The 14661-nt window shown below is 46.3% G+C and carries 12 protein-coding genes; 4 read left to right on the top strand and 8 right to left on the bottom strand.

Going from position 1 to position 14661, the window contains the following annotated elements; all coding sequences use genetic code 11:
- The first annotated feature begins 6 nt into the window (after positions 1 to 6).
- Both CALK_RS12035 and CALK_RS12040 read left to right on the top strand, forming a co-directional pair.
- Positions 7 to 2157, top strand: coding sequence for an OmpA family protein (locus tag CALK_RS12035; protein ID WP_052569176.1), 2151 nt, complete (start codon positions 7 to 9; stop codon positions 2155 to 2157).
- A gap of 58 nt (positions 2158 to 2215) precedes the next feature.
- Complete coding sequence (locus CALK_RS12040) at positions 2216 to 3721, top strand: OmpA family protein (RefSeq protein WP_022636383.1); 1506 nt, start codon at positions 2216 to 2218, stop codon at positions 3719 to 3721.
- On the opposite strand, the gene CALK_RS04035 is transcribed toward CALK_RS12040, so the two are convergent.
- The 8 genes from CALK_RS04035 to CALK_RS04070 form a co-directional block, all read right to left on the bottom strand.
- Positions 3708 to 4187, bottom strand: coding sequence for a hypothetical protein (locus CALK_RS04035; RefSeq protein WP_022636384.1), 480 nt, complete (start codon positions 4185 to 4187; stop codon positions 3708 to 3710). The two genes, CALK_RS12040 and CALK_RS04035, sit on opposite strands and share 14 nt — an antisense overlap.
- Entirely contained in the window at positions 4177 to 4590 is a 414-nt protein-coding gene (locus tag CALK_RS04040) for a response regulator (RefSeq protein ID WP_022636385.1), read from the bottom strand. Before CALK_RS04040 ends, CALK_RS04035 begins: the two co-directional genes overlap by 11 nt.
- A gap of 14 nt (positions 4591 to 4604) precedes the next feature.
- Positions 4605 to 5441, bottom strand: a complete 837-nt coding sequence (locus tag CALK_RS04045; RefSeq protein WP_022636386.1) for an HDOD domain-containing protein — start codon at positions 5439 to 5441, stop codon at positions 4605 to 4607.
- Positions 5442 to 5453: 12 nt separating this feature from the next.
- Positions 5454 to 5948, bottom strand: coding sequence for a chemotaxis protein CheD (locus CALK_RS04050; RefSeq protein WP_022636387.1), 495 nt, complete (start codon positions 5946 to 5948; stop codon positions 5454 to 5456).
- A gap of 14 nt (positions 5949 to 5962) precedes the next feature.
- Entirely contained in the window at positions 5963 to 6811 is an 849-nt protein-coding gene (locus CALK_RS04055; RefSeq protein WP_022636388.1) for a CheR family methyltransferase, read from the bottom strand.
- A gap of 5 nt (positions 6812 to 6816) precedes the next feature.
- The gene (locus CALK_RS04060) at positions 6817 to 9111 is read right to left on the bottom strand and encodes a chemotaxis protein CheW (RefSeq protein ID WP_022636389.1); all 2295 of its coding nucleotides are present in this window, start codon (positions 9109 to 9111) and stop codon (positions 6817 to 6819) included.
- 89 nt (positions 9112 to 9200) lie between these two features.
- A complete protein-coding gene (locus tag CALK_RS04065) occupies positions 9201 to 10412 on the bottom strand; it encodes a hypothetical protein (protein ID WP_022636390.1) in 1212 nt (403 codons plus the stop codon).
- A gap of 12 nt (positions 10413 to 10424) precedes the next feature.
- A complete protein-coding gene (locus tag CALK_RS04070) occupies positions 10425 to 11369 on the bottom strand; it encodes a PfkB family carbohydrate kinase (RefSeq protein ID WP_022636391.1) in 945 nt (314 codons plus the stop codon).
- 86 nt (positions 11370 to 11455) lie between these two features.
- On the opposite strand from CALK_RS04070, the gene CALK_RS04075 reads away from it, so the two are divergent.
- Both CALK_RS04075 and CALK_RS04080 read left to right on the top strand, forming a co-directional pair.
- Entirely contained in the window at positions 11456 to 12562 is a 1107-nt protein-coding gene (locus tag CALK_RS04075; protein ID WP_022636392.1) for a 4-phosphoerythronate dehydrogenase, read from the top strand.
- A gap of 90 nt (positions 12563 to 12652) precedes the next feature.
- Entirely contained in the window at positions 12653 to 14545 is a 1893-nt protein-coding gene (locus CALK_RS04080) for an ABC transporter substrate-binding protein (RefSeq protein WP_022636393.1), read from the top strand.
- Positions 14546 to 14661: the final 116 nt, after the last annotated feature.

Genomic DNA, 14661 nt, shown 5'->3' on the forward strand with positions numbered 1-14661 from the left:
GTTTTTATGAGAAGGATGGCGATTACCTGCGCAGGATTTTTACTCCTGCTGGTAGCAACAGGGTTTGCATCGCGCGACGATGTGAAGCTTACTAATCGGTATGGACAGGTTGGGTTGTGGAATACGCATTCGGCAAAAACCTTGAACCGATATGGGCTACAAACCAATTTCTGGGGAAGTTATACCGCTCATGATGACTTTTTGGTGAACTTTTGGGATCGCGATGGAGATCCTGGATTAAGCGACCCCATCGATCCGATACCCGGATTTAATGCCGGAGAGTTTAATATCTCTGTGGGCTATGGGTTTACGGACTTTTTTGATCTTGCAGTGATGGTGCCGGTCTACCTTGATAAAATTGCGAAGGACAGCAACGAGGATATTATTACTGATAACACAGTAAAAGGTGGAGCTGGTGACCTCGAGGTCTCCATGAAGTTTCAATATCCTCCGAATCAAGAGAGTGACTTCTTTAAGATGGCCTATTATGGCGCCATGAGTTTTCCAACGGGAAATACAACACAGGGACGATTTCCACGACACAATTATTACTATGCATGGCCCAGTGAAGATACGACCTATATCTACAGTAATGATGGGAACGTAGAAGTTGATATGAAAATGCTATGGACGTGGGATTTTCGTGAGCTTTCTGAAGAGTTTCCCGTTCTCTTTCACTTCAACTATGGGTTGCGATGGAATACAAACCCTGATCTCGAACATGTGTTCATGCTCAATGCAGGCTTGGATATTCGCCCTCGCCCGTGGGTAAATGTCTTTCTCGATTACAGTGCTCAGCCGAGTTTCTCCTCTGTGGAGCGACGAGACGTAGTCCTTCCAACGGGAGAAGAGCGGCAGCTGGGTCTTCTTGATGACCCCATGCGTCTTTCTCCAGGTATTGCCTTTCTTACTCCTGGTGGGTTTAACTTTAGTGCTGGTGCTCAGATTAGTGTTGCCAATGAAGATAAACAATTCCTTTTCTATGGAAGAGAGGATGCGCTCTTTGAAACAGCCGTTGAGCCGAAAGCAAAATTTGTTGCCTCCATTGGGTGGAATGGTATTGTTTTTGAAGAAGAAGAGCCACGTGTTGGAAAGGATAATCCAGAAGTATATTCCTGGCCTCGTGCTGAAAGCATTACCTATGGACAGTCTCTACGCAATGCACGCCTGTACGGCGGTTCAGCCGATATAGATGGAGAGTTTTCTTTTGTTCACCGTGATTCTGTGCCGAATGCGGGGGTTCGAGAATATTCCGTGGTTTTCACGCCCCGTGATACCACAAACTATGCCGCTGCCTTTAATGATGTTTCTGTAACCATAGAAAATGTGGAAACCTCAGTTACTGCATGGCCACGGGCTCGAAGCATAACGTATGGACAGTCTCTGAATGAGGCTGAGTTGCGTGGAGGGCGTGCAGATGTGGATGGGGAGTTCTTTTTTGTAGAAGGTGATACAAAACCAGATGCAGGTACTGCTTCTCATGTGGTCCGATTTGTGCCGGAAGATACGGTTAACTACACTATTTCAAACCGCGATATTGAGGTTGAAGTTGCTAAGGCGCGTCCTGAGGTTTCACAATGGCCTGAGACAGATACGATTACCGAGGGAGCATCTCTTGCTGATGTGTCTCTCTCAAGTGGGCGAGCGTCTGTGGCGGGTAGTTTTGCCTTCGCAGAGCCTGAAAAAGAGCCCAGTGAAGGAATAGAAAGTCATGAAATGATCTTCACTCCCGATGACACTGATAACTATGAAACAGTGCGCGGGTCTGCATCTGTGACAGTGGAGCGGGAAGCGCCTCGGGCACAGGTGATTCAGCGTGGAGCATTGATCCTCGAAGGGGTAAATTTTGAGCTTGGAAGTGCCGATTTAACCCGTGAGTCCTATTCTGTTCTTGATCGTGTGGTTGAATCTCTTCGTGATTGGCCTGAAATTGAGCTTCGTGTTGAAGGACATACTGATGCTACTGGATCAGACTCACTTAACCGTCGCTTGTCCTATGAGCGAGCCAAGGCTGTGGTTGATTACTTTATTTCTCAAGGAATTCAAGGAAGTCGACTTAGCGCTGTTGGGAAAGGTCCCGATGAGCCTATCGCATCAAATGCGACGGCCGATGGACGGGCAGAAAACCGTCGTGTAGAGCTGCATCGTATTGACTAATATGAAGTATGCACCGTGTATTATTTTGGCATTGATGCTTCCGATTTCGGTGGCGTCAATGCCCTTTGTGCCAGGTGTTCATGCACCTGGTAATTCTTTTTTGGAGCATGTCGTGCAAGTGAGTGCGCGAGATGCAGAGCGTCTTACCACAGATGATCCCGATGCCTCTTTATCTACGGTAAATGGTCTTTTGGGTCTGCAGTACTATTTTTCCCCGCAAGTGCAAGCCGCTGTACATCTGCCCTATTTTGCAGATCTTCTTACATTTCACAACGATCAGACAGCCTATTTTGGCCCAGGTGATCTTTGTGTTACAACCTATTTTTCTCCTATGAATACTCCTTCAGGGGCGTCCTATGGAATGCATATGGGAGTTGGTTTTCCCACGGGAAACTCCTCTTCAGCAGTTATTCCACGGTATGCGGGGGTGAAAGAGGCTTCTTTTACTGCGGGCACAATACGGTTACTGCCGGGTTTTTTTGGGGCTGCAGACTTTTCCCTCCTTGGAAAAAAGGCACTTCCTCTCACTGCGCACGCCTTGATTCGCGGGGACATACCTGTTGATCAGGAGAAAGAATATTCACATTTGCAGGTTCAGACTGGGCTTATCTGCGACATTCCCAATCACCCATTCTCCTTTTCGCTTGATCTTGATGTGCTCCTACGTTCTGATTACCTTGTGCGTTCATATCGTGCTGGGGAATATCCGGCCATGGTTCGTACGGGAATGTTTATCGATACAAATGAACGTGGTGGTGTTCTCTACGCGTCTCTTGATTTTGGGATAACTAAAGATCGCACTGTAGAGATGGATGCTGCTGATCCCATTGTGGGTGAGTACTCTGCCACGTCCGGTTTAGCCTTCACTCTTGGTTATCGTCACCCCTTTGGTCAGAGATATGTTGATACGACCATCGCCACTGCTTCTCATATAGACACAGAGGAGTTTTTCACGCCAATAGATATGAGCGAAACTATTCGCTCTCTTATTATTCCAGAATATTTTGCAACCCCTTCGGATGAGGCTCCTTCTTTGAGATTAGAGAAGGTTGCTCGTGAAACTCCCCTGTATTATGACAAATGTGTTGATACAACTGAAAATATGGAATTGTTAGTTGATTTTTTGTTTCAGAATGATCCCTATAACCCACCCTATGGTGAACGATACACGCAAACGATGATTTGTCCTTCCGATGTACGAGATTCCTTGGGGCCCATTGTGTTATATGGCGTCACCTTTGGAGTGGGGAGTACCTCAATCTCTCCTACCGCAGCTGTTCACTTGGATCCCCTTGTGGATATTTTAGGGACATACGAATCATTACGCGTTCGTATTGGAGGACATACCGATGCTTCAGGGAATTATGACAGGAATGTTGAATTGTCACGTCAGCGAGCTCGAGCGGTGCATGACTATTTAGTATCACAGGGGATTTCCTCAGAGCGTCTTTCTGTAGAGGCCTATGGGCCAAGTAAGCCCATTGCGGATAATAGAAGTGCCACAGGACAGCAGGTAAACCGCCGTATAGAGGTGCTTTTTTATGACGATTCTATCCTTCAATGAGGGTTATTTCGATAGGGTATTTATCGTCCACGATATATCGATGCCGTAAAAGTGGTGGTCGGTGTGAATCACTGAGAACAGTTGCCTGTGGCACGCTGATAATAAAGTGCTTGACCACGGGTTCAATTTGCAGGAGGTAGGTGCCGATAATCGTATTGAGAAGTTCCCCCATGAGATCTTTTTTGGCAGACTCCCCATGGCGACGAGATTGCTCTGGGGCAAGGGCATCAAGGAGTTCAAGAATGTGTATCTCTGATATTATCAGTTCTGCATAGTACTTTTTTTTCCATTCTGTGAGCAATATTTCCAAGGAGCTTTTATATTTTCGAATATTCCGTTTTTCAGAAAATGGTTGCTCGTAGGCGTCTTCATTTTCGATGGTTGAAAAGGTAAGGTTCTCAAAGGCTGCACGGGTTGATTTACGTAGTGCCGGTTCGCTTTTAACTATTTCTGCATTAATATCCATAGGGGGTTCTCTCCTTTCTCTTTCGTTTCCCCTTGAAAAGGGACGCAACAACCGTGTTCATCTGCTCTTGGGTAACCGGTTTAGTGAGAATATGCTGTACTCCTAGGGCAGCAAGCTCCTGTCGCTCTTCCTGATTTCCAGAACTGGTAATGACAACGATATTTTTTGCAGGAAAGGCAGAAGTAGAACTTGTAAGCCTCTTTGCCAGTTCAAGGCCACCTGTGTGGGGCATGGTAAGGTCTGTGAAAATAACATCAACCTTGTTTGTTTGTACATATTCAAGGACTTCTTGACCGTTTGATGCTTCTGTAAAATGTGTCTCTGAAATAGTGGTGTTGCGAAGAAGTTTTATTATAAAGGACCGAGCAAGTGGCGAGTCATCGGCAATAACAAAATGGTTCATAAGACCTCCGGTAGTCATAATTGTAATTGGCTTCGGGTTGCGGTATATGCTGCTTCTACAGCAAGCATGGCTGCGGAGAAATCATCTTCTCCTATGGGTATATGCTCAGGATACGATTCGTCAAGGAGGTAAGAAAAACTATCAATTCCAGTTCCGGTTCCCGTAATCATGGACGCGATATCACCTAAATGAACGGCATATGTCAAGGGTTGAAACCGCTTGTTCGCTTGAGATGGAGCATGATGCCACGTAATAGCTTGCCGGAGCGATCGGGGAAGTTTCCATGTCTTTGCAATAAGCTGTCCTGCTTCGGTGTGGGTAAACCCCGTGAGTTCTTTCTCTTTCTCGAGAAAATCTGGGCTGTCTACAAGGAGGGAGTGTTCTTTTGGAAGATGTGGAGACAGGAGTATTTTTCCAATATCATGGATGAGGCCGGCTGTATAAGCTACTTTTGCCAAATGTCTGTCTTGTACAATTTTTTCTATAAAATAGTGACTGTATAAGGCTGTTTTAAGGGAGTGATCCCATAAGCTTGTCGCATTGGTAGAATATCCTGGAAGCTCGCCATAAATATGAGCTTCTCGAGAGAGAATCAGCGCAGTGAGTGTGGCTTCTCCGATAAAGAATATTGCCTCGTCAATCGTCTCAATTTTTCGTTCTATGTGTGTGCAGTAACGGTTGGCATGTTGGAGCACACGGAGAGACAATACAGCGTCTGTTTGAATAAGCTCGGTAAGGTTATGGAGGGAATGAGTAGGATCTCCCATAATAGCAAGAAGACGGGTTGTGGTATCATTAAATGGTTTTAGTTCTTGTGCAGATTGAAGTACTTCCTCTTTTGTCACACCCATATTTGACTCCTCTCACAGTTTCCAGTCAGTTTTTCCGGGGCTTGTTATTTGCGCTATACCGTTTTTCTGGAAGAGAGTAACTGTTCTGCTGAACCCCTCTCCTGTATCCTCAGCTTTTGGGGTTATACCATATTTCCAGAGGGCTTTTTTTACAGCAAGGGTGTTGCGTTTTCCGATATTAAAGGTGTTGTTGCTATCAGATATACTGGCGCCTCCACAGAGCTTCACAATCAGTTGCCGTGGTCTGGAAATCTCTCCTGCAGTTTTTTTCATTTGTTCAAGCAGTTCTGGAACGGCGGTATCAGCAAAATAACCGGGAAGTAATTTTGCCTTTGACGGACTGATCGCTGATTCCGGGAGGGCAACATGAGCCATGCTTATACATTTTTGGCGTGGGTCAAGAATCATCACTGCTACGCATGATCCTAAGGCATATGTTTTTAAAATGGCTCCCCCCTTGTTTGTTGCTTCAAGGTCTCCAACGCGAAGTATTATGGTGTTACTCATGATGCTTCATTTCCTTACCGGTTCGATGATAGAGGCGGTTTTTGATAGATTGCAGATTGTACAAGCCTGAAATTATGTGAAAGGCTGTTGAGAGACTCAGAATGTCCCGTAAATAAGAAACCTCCTGGACGTAACTGGTCATAGAGACGCTGTACTAAGGCTTCTTTTGTAGGATTGTCAAAGTATATCATGACATTACGACAGCTGATAAGATCAAAGTCTCCTTTTAGTGGATAGGGAGGAGTAACGAGATTCAGTATTTTAAACAGGACCTCTTTCTTGGCCTGTTCCTTTACCTCATATGTCCCGTCGGATCGTTTTTTGAAATATTTTTGAATACGTGCGGGTGATATATTTTTCATTCGGTCAGCTGCGTAGATTGCGCGGTGGGCTTTGTCGAGGGCGTCTCTGCTGATATCAGTAGCAAGAAGTCCCCCGTCCCACTGGCTGTACTTGTGGCCAAAATAGTCTAAGATTTCAATCATGAGAGAGTATGGCTCTTCGCCACTTGAGGCAGCAGCACACCATATTTTGAATTTTTTTCGATGAGCGTCTTTGTTGCGATCTTCGATGTCGGGAAGTACATAGTTTTTTAGGAAGGTGAAATGTTGTATTTCCCGAAAAAAGAAGGTGTGATTTGTAGAGATGCGATTAATAAGTTCCACGAGGGCATCTTTGTGTTCACCCTTTTGAATGTAACTGATGTACTGGGAAAAACTGGTAAAGCCATATTTCCTAAGGATGCTCTGGAGCCGACTATTCACGAGGGTTCGCTTTTTATCTGTAAGGTGTATGCCAAATTTGTCGTAGACAATACGCGATATGGTTTCAAACTCTGTATTCGATGCGGTAATCATATTCATGGTGCTTATCCCGTGGTTGTTTCTTGCAGAGAGAGCATTTCGTCAGCAATTTCAATAAGAGAGCGAATATCAAGTATAAGAGACACAGATCCATCACCGAGAATGGTACATCCAGAGGCGCCCCGGGCTTTTCCAAGGTAGTCAGACAAGCCTTTAATAACGGTTTGCTGTTGGCCGATAATTTCATCTGCTAAGAGGGCAATTTCTTTTCCTCCTTGGTCAACAATAACGAGAATTCCCTCGGTGGTGTTTGTAACTGCCGTCTCCTGTTGTAATATTTCACCCAATTTTAGAACGGGGAGAAAGGTGTTATCAAGGTTCAGTATTTCTGCTCCCTCAGGGGACGTGCTGAGCATTTCCTCTGTACAGGTAATACTTCGTTTTATGGACAGGGTCGGTAGGGTATATTGATGCGGTCCAACCTTAATCAGCATTCCATCAATAATTGCCAGGGTAAGAGGGATTCGTATGATAAAAGAACTTCCCTGGCCGCTTACACTCTGAATGTCAATTTCCCCATTCATTTTTTCAATGTTCTTTTTCACCACATCCATGCCGACCCCACGACCGGATACATCTGAGATTGATTCTGCTGTGGAAAATCCCGGGTGAAAGATGAGACGGTAGATTTCTTCATCGGAGAGAGCGGGGATTTCCTTTTCTTTGAGAAGATTGTTTTCTATGGCTTTTTGAATAATCTTATCCCGATTCAACCCCCGGCCATCATCACTGACAATAATCCACACTTCACCCCCCTCATGGCGTCCCTCAATGCGAATATTGCCTAATTCGCTTTTCCCATTCTGGAGGCGCTCTTGTCGTGATTCGATGCCATGATCACAGGAGTTTCGAATAATATGTACAAGGGGATCGCCAATCAATTCAATGACTGTTTTGTCAACTTCCGTATCTTCACCGATAATTTCAAGCTTTATCTTTTTGTCTATTTTTTGTGAAAGGTCATGCACGACGCGTATCATCTTTTTAAAGGTTGATGAAAGCGGTACCATGCGAAGAGCCATGGATGCATCTTGCAATTCGCTGCAGATGCGTCGTAATTGGTGAATTGAACGGCTAAATATCTCATCTTCAATAGTTCCAAGAGCGGGATTTCGTGTTACCATGGATTCGGCAATAACTAATTCTCCTGAAAGGTTGATGATGTGATCAAGCTTTTCCAGTTTAACCCTGATATCATTGCGCATATTTCGCTTTAACCCCGTAAGATTTTTCGAAGAGGAGCTCTCTTTCTTTTCTTGGCCAGGACTGTCTTCTGAAACAGGAGATGTTTTGGGTTGCGGAGTGGGATCTATTTCTGGGGTATTTGAGCTGGGAGAGAGTTTGACCACCTCTGTTTTTTGCTCATGAGCTGCTGCAGCGGGGGGCTCCTTGGGAAAGCACTGGGAGAACACATCTCGCATAAGCTCAGTGTATGTTGTGAGGTTTTCAATAGACGTTCGTGTATGGTCTTGACTGATATTTCCGACGGTATTTCGTAGTAAGTCAATTGCTTCAAGGAGAAATGATACTGTATCAGGAGTGATATCAACTTTGTTTTCACGAACACCGGAGAGTATCGTCTCTACAAGATGACTGTAGTCTTCCAGGTCGTTGAAATTCATGAAGCTGCAATTGCCCTTAAAGCTGTGCATTGTGCGGTAAGCCGTATCTACAACTGCGCGGGAAAACCCTTCAGATTCTAACTCAAGGAAACATTGTTCAATCATATCTAGCTGTTCATTGGCTTCACTAATGAATGCATTGTACATATCAGGTGAGAGAAGCTCCTGGGTGGACTCATCATCGTCGGTTTCGGAAATCGTACCTGCTTGTGCAGTAGGGGTTGACGGAGGTGCTTCTTCCTCTTCCACCTTTGGCTGCGGTGCTGCTTTCCCTTCTTCCAGATGTTGACTGAGCAGAGCAGTTGTCTGTGCAATACGGTCTTCAAAGCCAGAATCATCCCTGTCATTTCGGATCTTTACAAGTATCTCTGTAATGAGATCGGTTGTTTTACAGAGGGTGGAGGCGATGTGCTCGGTGAGAAAAAGCTCCTCTTCACGAATGCTTTGGATGAGATTTTCCGCAACGTGCGTAATTTTTGCAATGTTCGAAAACCCAAGAAAGGCTGCACTGCTTTTCATGGAGTGAAACAGGCGAAATATGGAGTTGATTGTCTCCTTGTCCGGTGTAGGGGTGCCTGAACTTTTTTGCGAGAGTTCAATAAGGGTTGGTTCTACCTCTTCTAGTACCTCATTGGTCTCTTCGATAAATCCGTCAATCAATTCAGCATCATAACTCATGGTGACTCCAGAAACGTTTGCGGTTTACTGAATTCTACCATGAGTTTTATGGAAGTGCAATAAAAATAACAAATACCTTGAGGTCTCGCTTATAAGCCAAACTCTTCTGCCGCACGGGCCACCGTAGGAAGGTCACTACTTTGTTTAATAACGGTAAAGTCTTCGGCGGGAATTGTCAATACACGGGAGTTGTCCACAAGAGGGAGGAGGTCCGTTGCTGCGTATCCCGTTTTGGCCGCATGAGGAAGGTCTGGGAGAACCTCTTTATCCCGTACTGCAAAGGGGGGAAGACTTTTCTCAGCAAGAACGCTATTTGAAAACACGTAGAAACCTGTATTGAATGGGAGATGTTTGCCTGCAGGGTCGCATAGCGAGTAGGTATGCGGTGTCCGTGCATCTTTTTCGATGATGTAAATGCGTCGGGAGCGTTCGACAAAACTCCCGTAGGGGTCATCTTGCGGAAAGGAGGTACGGCTGATTCCTATTCCAAGGGCGTCACAGGTGGTTCCTGCTGATGCCATGAGCGGAAGGATTTCTGGACGATATACGGCAGTCCCTTGAAGAACGATCGTTTTGGTTCTTCCTAAGTTGCGAAGCCAGGTAAGCACCATTTCGCCCTTTGGGAGTTGTGACTTGAGTTTCATTATAGGGCCGCCGGTCTCGTCAGGACTGGTGATGAGTTGAACCGTACCGTGGTTTTCAACCCAGGCAATTTTGTTTTCGTGAGTAAGGTGGAGCCGTTCATTTTGTGGAAGAACCTGCAGATTTGAGAGGCCGAAATTGTTGTTGCGTGAGAGTAGGTCCGGGATCACCCGTGCCGTGGTGCTTCCCACAGGTCCGGTTGTGACAATAACAGGTATTTCCGGAGAAAAACGACGGATCATGGTGAGGGTAAGCTCAAGGGTGCCGGCCTTATCTGTTCTTCCCGGAAGAGGAAAGGTGGCCTTGGTAAAATCGGTCAGGTCTTCGGGGGAATATCCCTCTGCCAGAAGACTCTGTTTAAGCCGTTCTCCTGCTCCTCCTGCCATGATGAGTACCGCAGAGGTGCTCAGATCTTTCGGTGTTGTTTCTATTGATTGGGCATCCATGGTTGGGGGGAATCCCTGGGGGAGTGCTGTGTTTTCTGATTTTGTGCGTTCAAGGCGGCAAAGAGCTTCTTTTTTAAAAGCCACTTCTTCCACATACGCTTCATAGGAATATTTCTCTGTCACGGCATGGGCGATCCTCTCCTGGAGTTCAGGGGAGCAATGTGCGTAGTTATGAATGGCATATTGAAGTTGTGGTTGGGTCCAAGAGTGCATAAGTGATCCTTTTTAAAGCTTATGAAAGGCGGGGATATGGGGTATTCCATTTCCAGAGGCGCCCTTCTCGTAGGTTATTTGCATTGCGTCTCGTGCAGCATGAAAGGGGTCGTATCCCTTTGCAATAGAGGATAAAAATGCCCCGTTGAATACGCTGCCGATATGTACGAAGGCGGTGAATTTTTCTTGTGTCGGGGGGCAGGTGTACTCTTCTATCTTGCCATTATACCCCACCATACACCCTGCTGGGCCGTTTTTTACCACGACCACATTGACTCCTCGATCCCAGAGGAACCCAATAACATCAACGGGGCGTTCGTAGCCAAAAAGAGCCTTTGTTTCCTGTGGTGCTGAGGGAAGGAGAACATCTACAAAGGGGAGTATGCTCCAGAGAGCTTCCCGCGCATCTTCAAGGCTCCAGCGATGGAGCCGTAGGTTTGGGTCATACGCCACCATACACTCATTTGTGTGTCCTGTATAAAATGCTTTAAACAGCGTTTGCCGGCACTCTTTCGAAATTGCCTGAAACTCACCCGAGCCGTAGACAATTCTGCTGTTGGTAATAATGCTCTTGTCGATGAGTGAAGGGGTGATTTCTTTTGCGGCTGTGCCCGGGCGGTTAAACTGGTATTCTCGCAGGTCTTCGCTTTCGACTCCCGTGTCAATAAGATTGATGCCGTTGTTTCCAAATACGGAAATAAGCAAGTCTGTATTGATGTTTTCGTCTTTGAGACTACTGCGTATGAGGGCGTGATAGGGGTCACGGCCTATGGCGGAGAGGTACTGTACTTTGGCAAGTTGACGTGCTGCTGTTACAGCCGTATAGGTAGCGTCACCACCGATGCTGCGGGAAAATGTTCGAGCATCCGCAAGGGGCGCGTCTTCAGCAAGAAACTCAACGAAGAGTTCTCCCAATATGGTAAGGTCGTATTCCCGAAGGTGTGCTGGTTTTGACATGGTTTCCCCGTTTTAAACTGTTATTTCGTCAGTACCTATTGTATATTGAATGGTGCCTAATTCAATACTTTTGCACAGGACGTTGCATGAAAATACTTGCGGATAAAAATATACCTTTTGTCAAAGAAGCCTTCAATGTTTTTGGTGATGTCTGTACAGTACAGGGAGAAGATATTGTTCCTGAAGCACTTACGGGGGTTGATATTCTTCTTGTCCGATCTGTCACAGAGGTTACCGCAGATCTGCTTGCAGGAAGTTCCGTAAAGTTTGTTGGCACAGCAACTATTGGTACCGATCACGTGGATGTGGCGCATTTGCAAGAGGCTGGAATCGGCTTTGCCTCAGCCCCGGGATCAAATGCGAACTCCGTGGCAGAATATGTTATATCTGCCATAACGTCGCTGCTGCCTGATTATGCAGAAAAGAAAATTGGTATTGTGGGAGTGGGGAATGTTGGTTCTGCGGTGTATAAAAAAAGTGCCGCCTTAGGAATGAAGGCGTTACTTAATGATCCACCCAAGGCACGTAACCTTTCCAGCTTTTCAACCTTACAGGAAACACTTTCTGAGGCTGACGTGGTTACCGTGCATGTTCCCCTTACGTATGATGGCGATACATCTACCTACGGTATGGTAAATGATCACTTCTTGTCTTCTTTAAAACCAGGGGCTCTTTTTATTAATACAAGCCGCGGAAAAACCCTCTGTGCAGAGCCTCTGCTTGCCCACGCTGGACGGCTTGGTGGGTATGTTTTGGATGTATGGCCCGATGAGCCGGAGATCTCCAACGAGTTACTCTCGGTTACTCGTATCGCCACTCCACATATTGCGGGGTATTCCTATGATGGAAAGTGTATGGGCACGGCCATGATTAGTCGTGCTGCGGCGGCGTTCTTTTTCCAGGAGACTGACTGGGTGTATGAGCCGGAACGCGCTTCGGAGGCAACACGGGAGATAGACTATACTCCAGAGGGAGGTGTTGCTGCGGTCGTTCGTGCGGCTTATAATATAGAAGAAGATTCCGGTAAGCTTCACAAAATGACCTCCTTGACGGGGCAGGAGCGGGTTTCGTATTTCCGTTCTTTACGCAGGTCATATCCGCAACGGTATGAGTTTTCACATTATCGAGTACGGGGCATATCTTCGGATACGCACGATGCAAAAAAATTGCGGCTTCTTGGATTCCGCCTGTAAAAAAAAGACTGGTTTTGTTTCTTTGTTCATAGTGGGCGTATATTATCATATATTATACGATACATGTATTGCGTTGTTTGGGGAGGATTGATGAAAAAAGGTCCGGCAAGTCTCTTTTTGATGGGGGTGGTGTCTCTACTCATTCTGGTCGGGGCGTGTTCATCTCCCGATGAGCTTGCGCACCCCGGGGAGTACCCACGTTCTCAGACGTTGTATATGGGGGGGCATGTGTGGGATGCTCCGCGCAACTTCAATCCACTAAATTCATGGCCGGTGACATGGCCGGCAACAGCAAATTCAAACCTGCTTTTTGAGACACTCTTTGCGTTTAACATCAACTCAGGTCAATTGGAGCCCCTTTTGGGGCGCGAGTGGTCACTTTCTGAGGATTTACTTGTGGTTTCTCTGCATGATCGTGCACGGTGGAATGATGGTCGTTCGGTTACCAATGATGATGTTCTCTATACCTTTCATCTTCATCGTCAGTACCCAACTCTGTTCAGTGATGTCTGGGATCATATCAATGACATGTTTGTCCTAGAGGAGACGGGGCAAATTGTTTTTGAATTGTGTACAGAGGACTACAATCCATTAGTGGTGAAAGATGCCTTGGCGACAGTACCCATTCTTCCTGGGCATGTGTATGCGCCACTTGAGAATGCTGCAAGAACCACGGTTGAGCAACAGGGCGGCCGTGGAGAAGACCAGTTCGCCAAAGATGTTCTTTCGAAGTTGCAATCCTTTGAAAATCTTGATCGCCCCGTTGGTTCTGGGCCATATACCGTTATTGAAGCAACAGAATCTCGTGTTGGCCTTGTACGAATCCCAACCTACTGGGGCAATGATGTGCTTTATGAAGGACGCCAGGCGGGCCCCAAATATATTGTCCACCCGATCTATGAATCAAACAGAGAGTATAATGATGCACTTCGGTGTGGTGATATAGATGTCTCTTCCACCTTTTCTCAAAATATAGAAGAGATGCGCAGTGATGGTGTTGGTACGTGGTTTGACGAAGAGCCCTACTACGTTCCGGGTTCCATTCCTTCCCTTGTTGTTCAGCATTTGCCTGAGGATGTTTTGCAGTATCGAGGGGAGTCGCTTCCTGCAGGTTGGACGAAAAATGTGTTGCAGGATCGTGTGTTTCGACGTGTTGTTGATATGGCCATTGATCGGGAGGCAATTCGTTCTGAAGCAATGCACTCGTACGCACCTCCCATACATCCGGGGTATATTATCTCACATGATATGCCTACGGGGAATATAGAAGGTACGTATTTCTCCGTAGACGATGCGCATGCCGCTGCCTCTTACTATTATGAAGAGGATCATGGTCGATCTCTTGCGGCTGCACGGAGAAAACTTCGTGAGGCGGGGTATGAGTGGTCATCGGAAGAAAATCTTATCTCCCCCGTGGGCGATACGGTGTATCAGTTGCGTGTTACCTGTCCTGCCGGCTGGACTGATTGGGAGGATGCGGTGGAAATTGCCGTGGCGAATATGCAGGAAGTTGGCATTCCTGCTGAGGCTGTCTTTATTAATGAGGGGGAGTATTGGGAGGCCCTTGCCCGTGGAGATTTTGACTTCATTGTAAAAACGCCCCAAGCAAACCAGGTTCCCTCTCTTCCGTGGTCTCGTTTTGAATCAGCCTTGGCCTCTTCCTCGGTTGTTCCGGTCGGAGAGTGGGCCTCAGGTAATGAGGGGCGCTATGTCCATAGCGGTATGGATTCTCTGTTGAAGCGCATCCCCGCTATTTCATCTGATGAGGAGCTTGCTGAGGCGTATGAAAAGCTGAATCGTATTTTTATGGAAGAGGTCCCTCTTATTCCCCTTATGTATCGCCCCAGTGTGTTTTATCAGTTTACCACTACCTATTGGAGTGGGTTTCCAACGCATAATGACGGTAAGGGGATATCTCCGCAAAATTTGAATGTTGGATCGGCCGTGAAAGGTTTGTGGGAGTTATACCCCACAGAGAGATAAGGCGGGGGTGGCGTTGCCATGGTTTTCGCAAAGTTGGTTTTTTAAAAAAGAGTCCATCTGTTACTATTTTGTATAATTTGTATGTGTTGTTGATATTTTTGCCAGTAAAATGGGCA

This window comes from Chitinivibrio alkaliphilus ACht1 (assembly GCF_000474745.1).
Lineage (GTDB): Bacteria > Fibrobacterota > Chitinivibrionia > Chitinivibrionales > Chitinivibrionaceae > Chitinivibrio > Chitinivibrio alkaliphilus.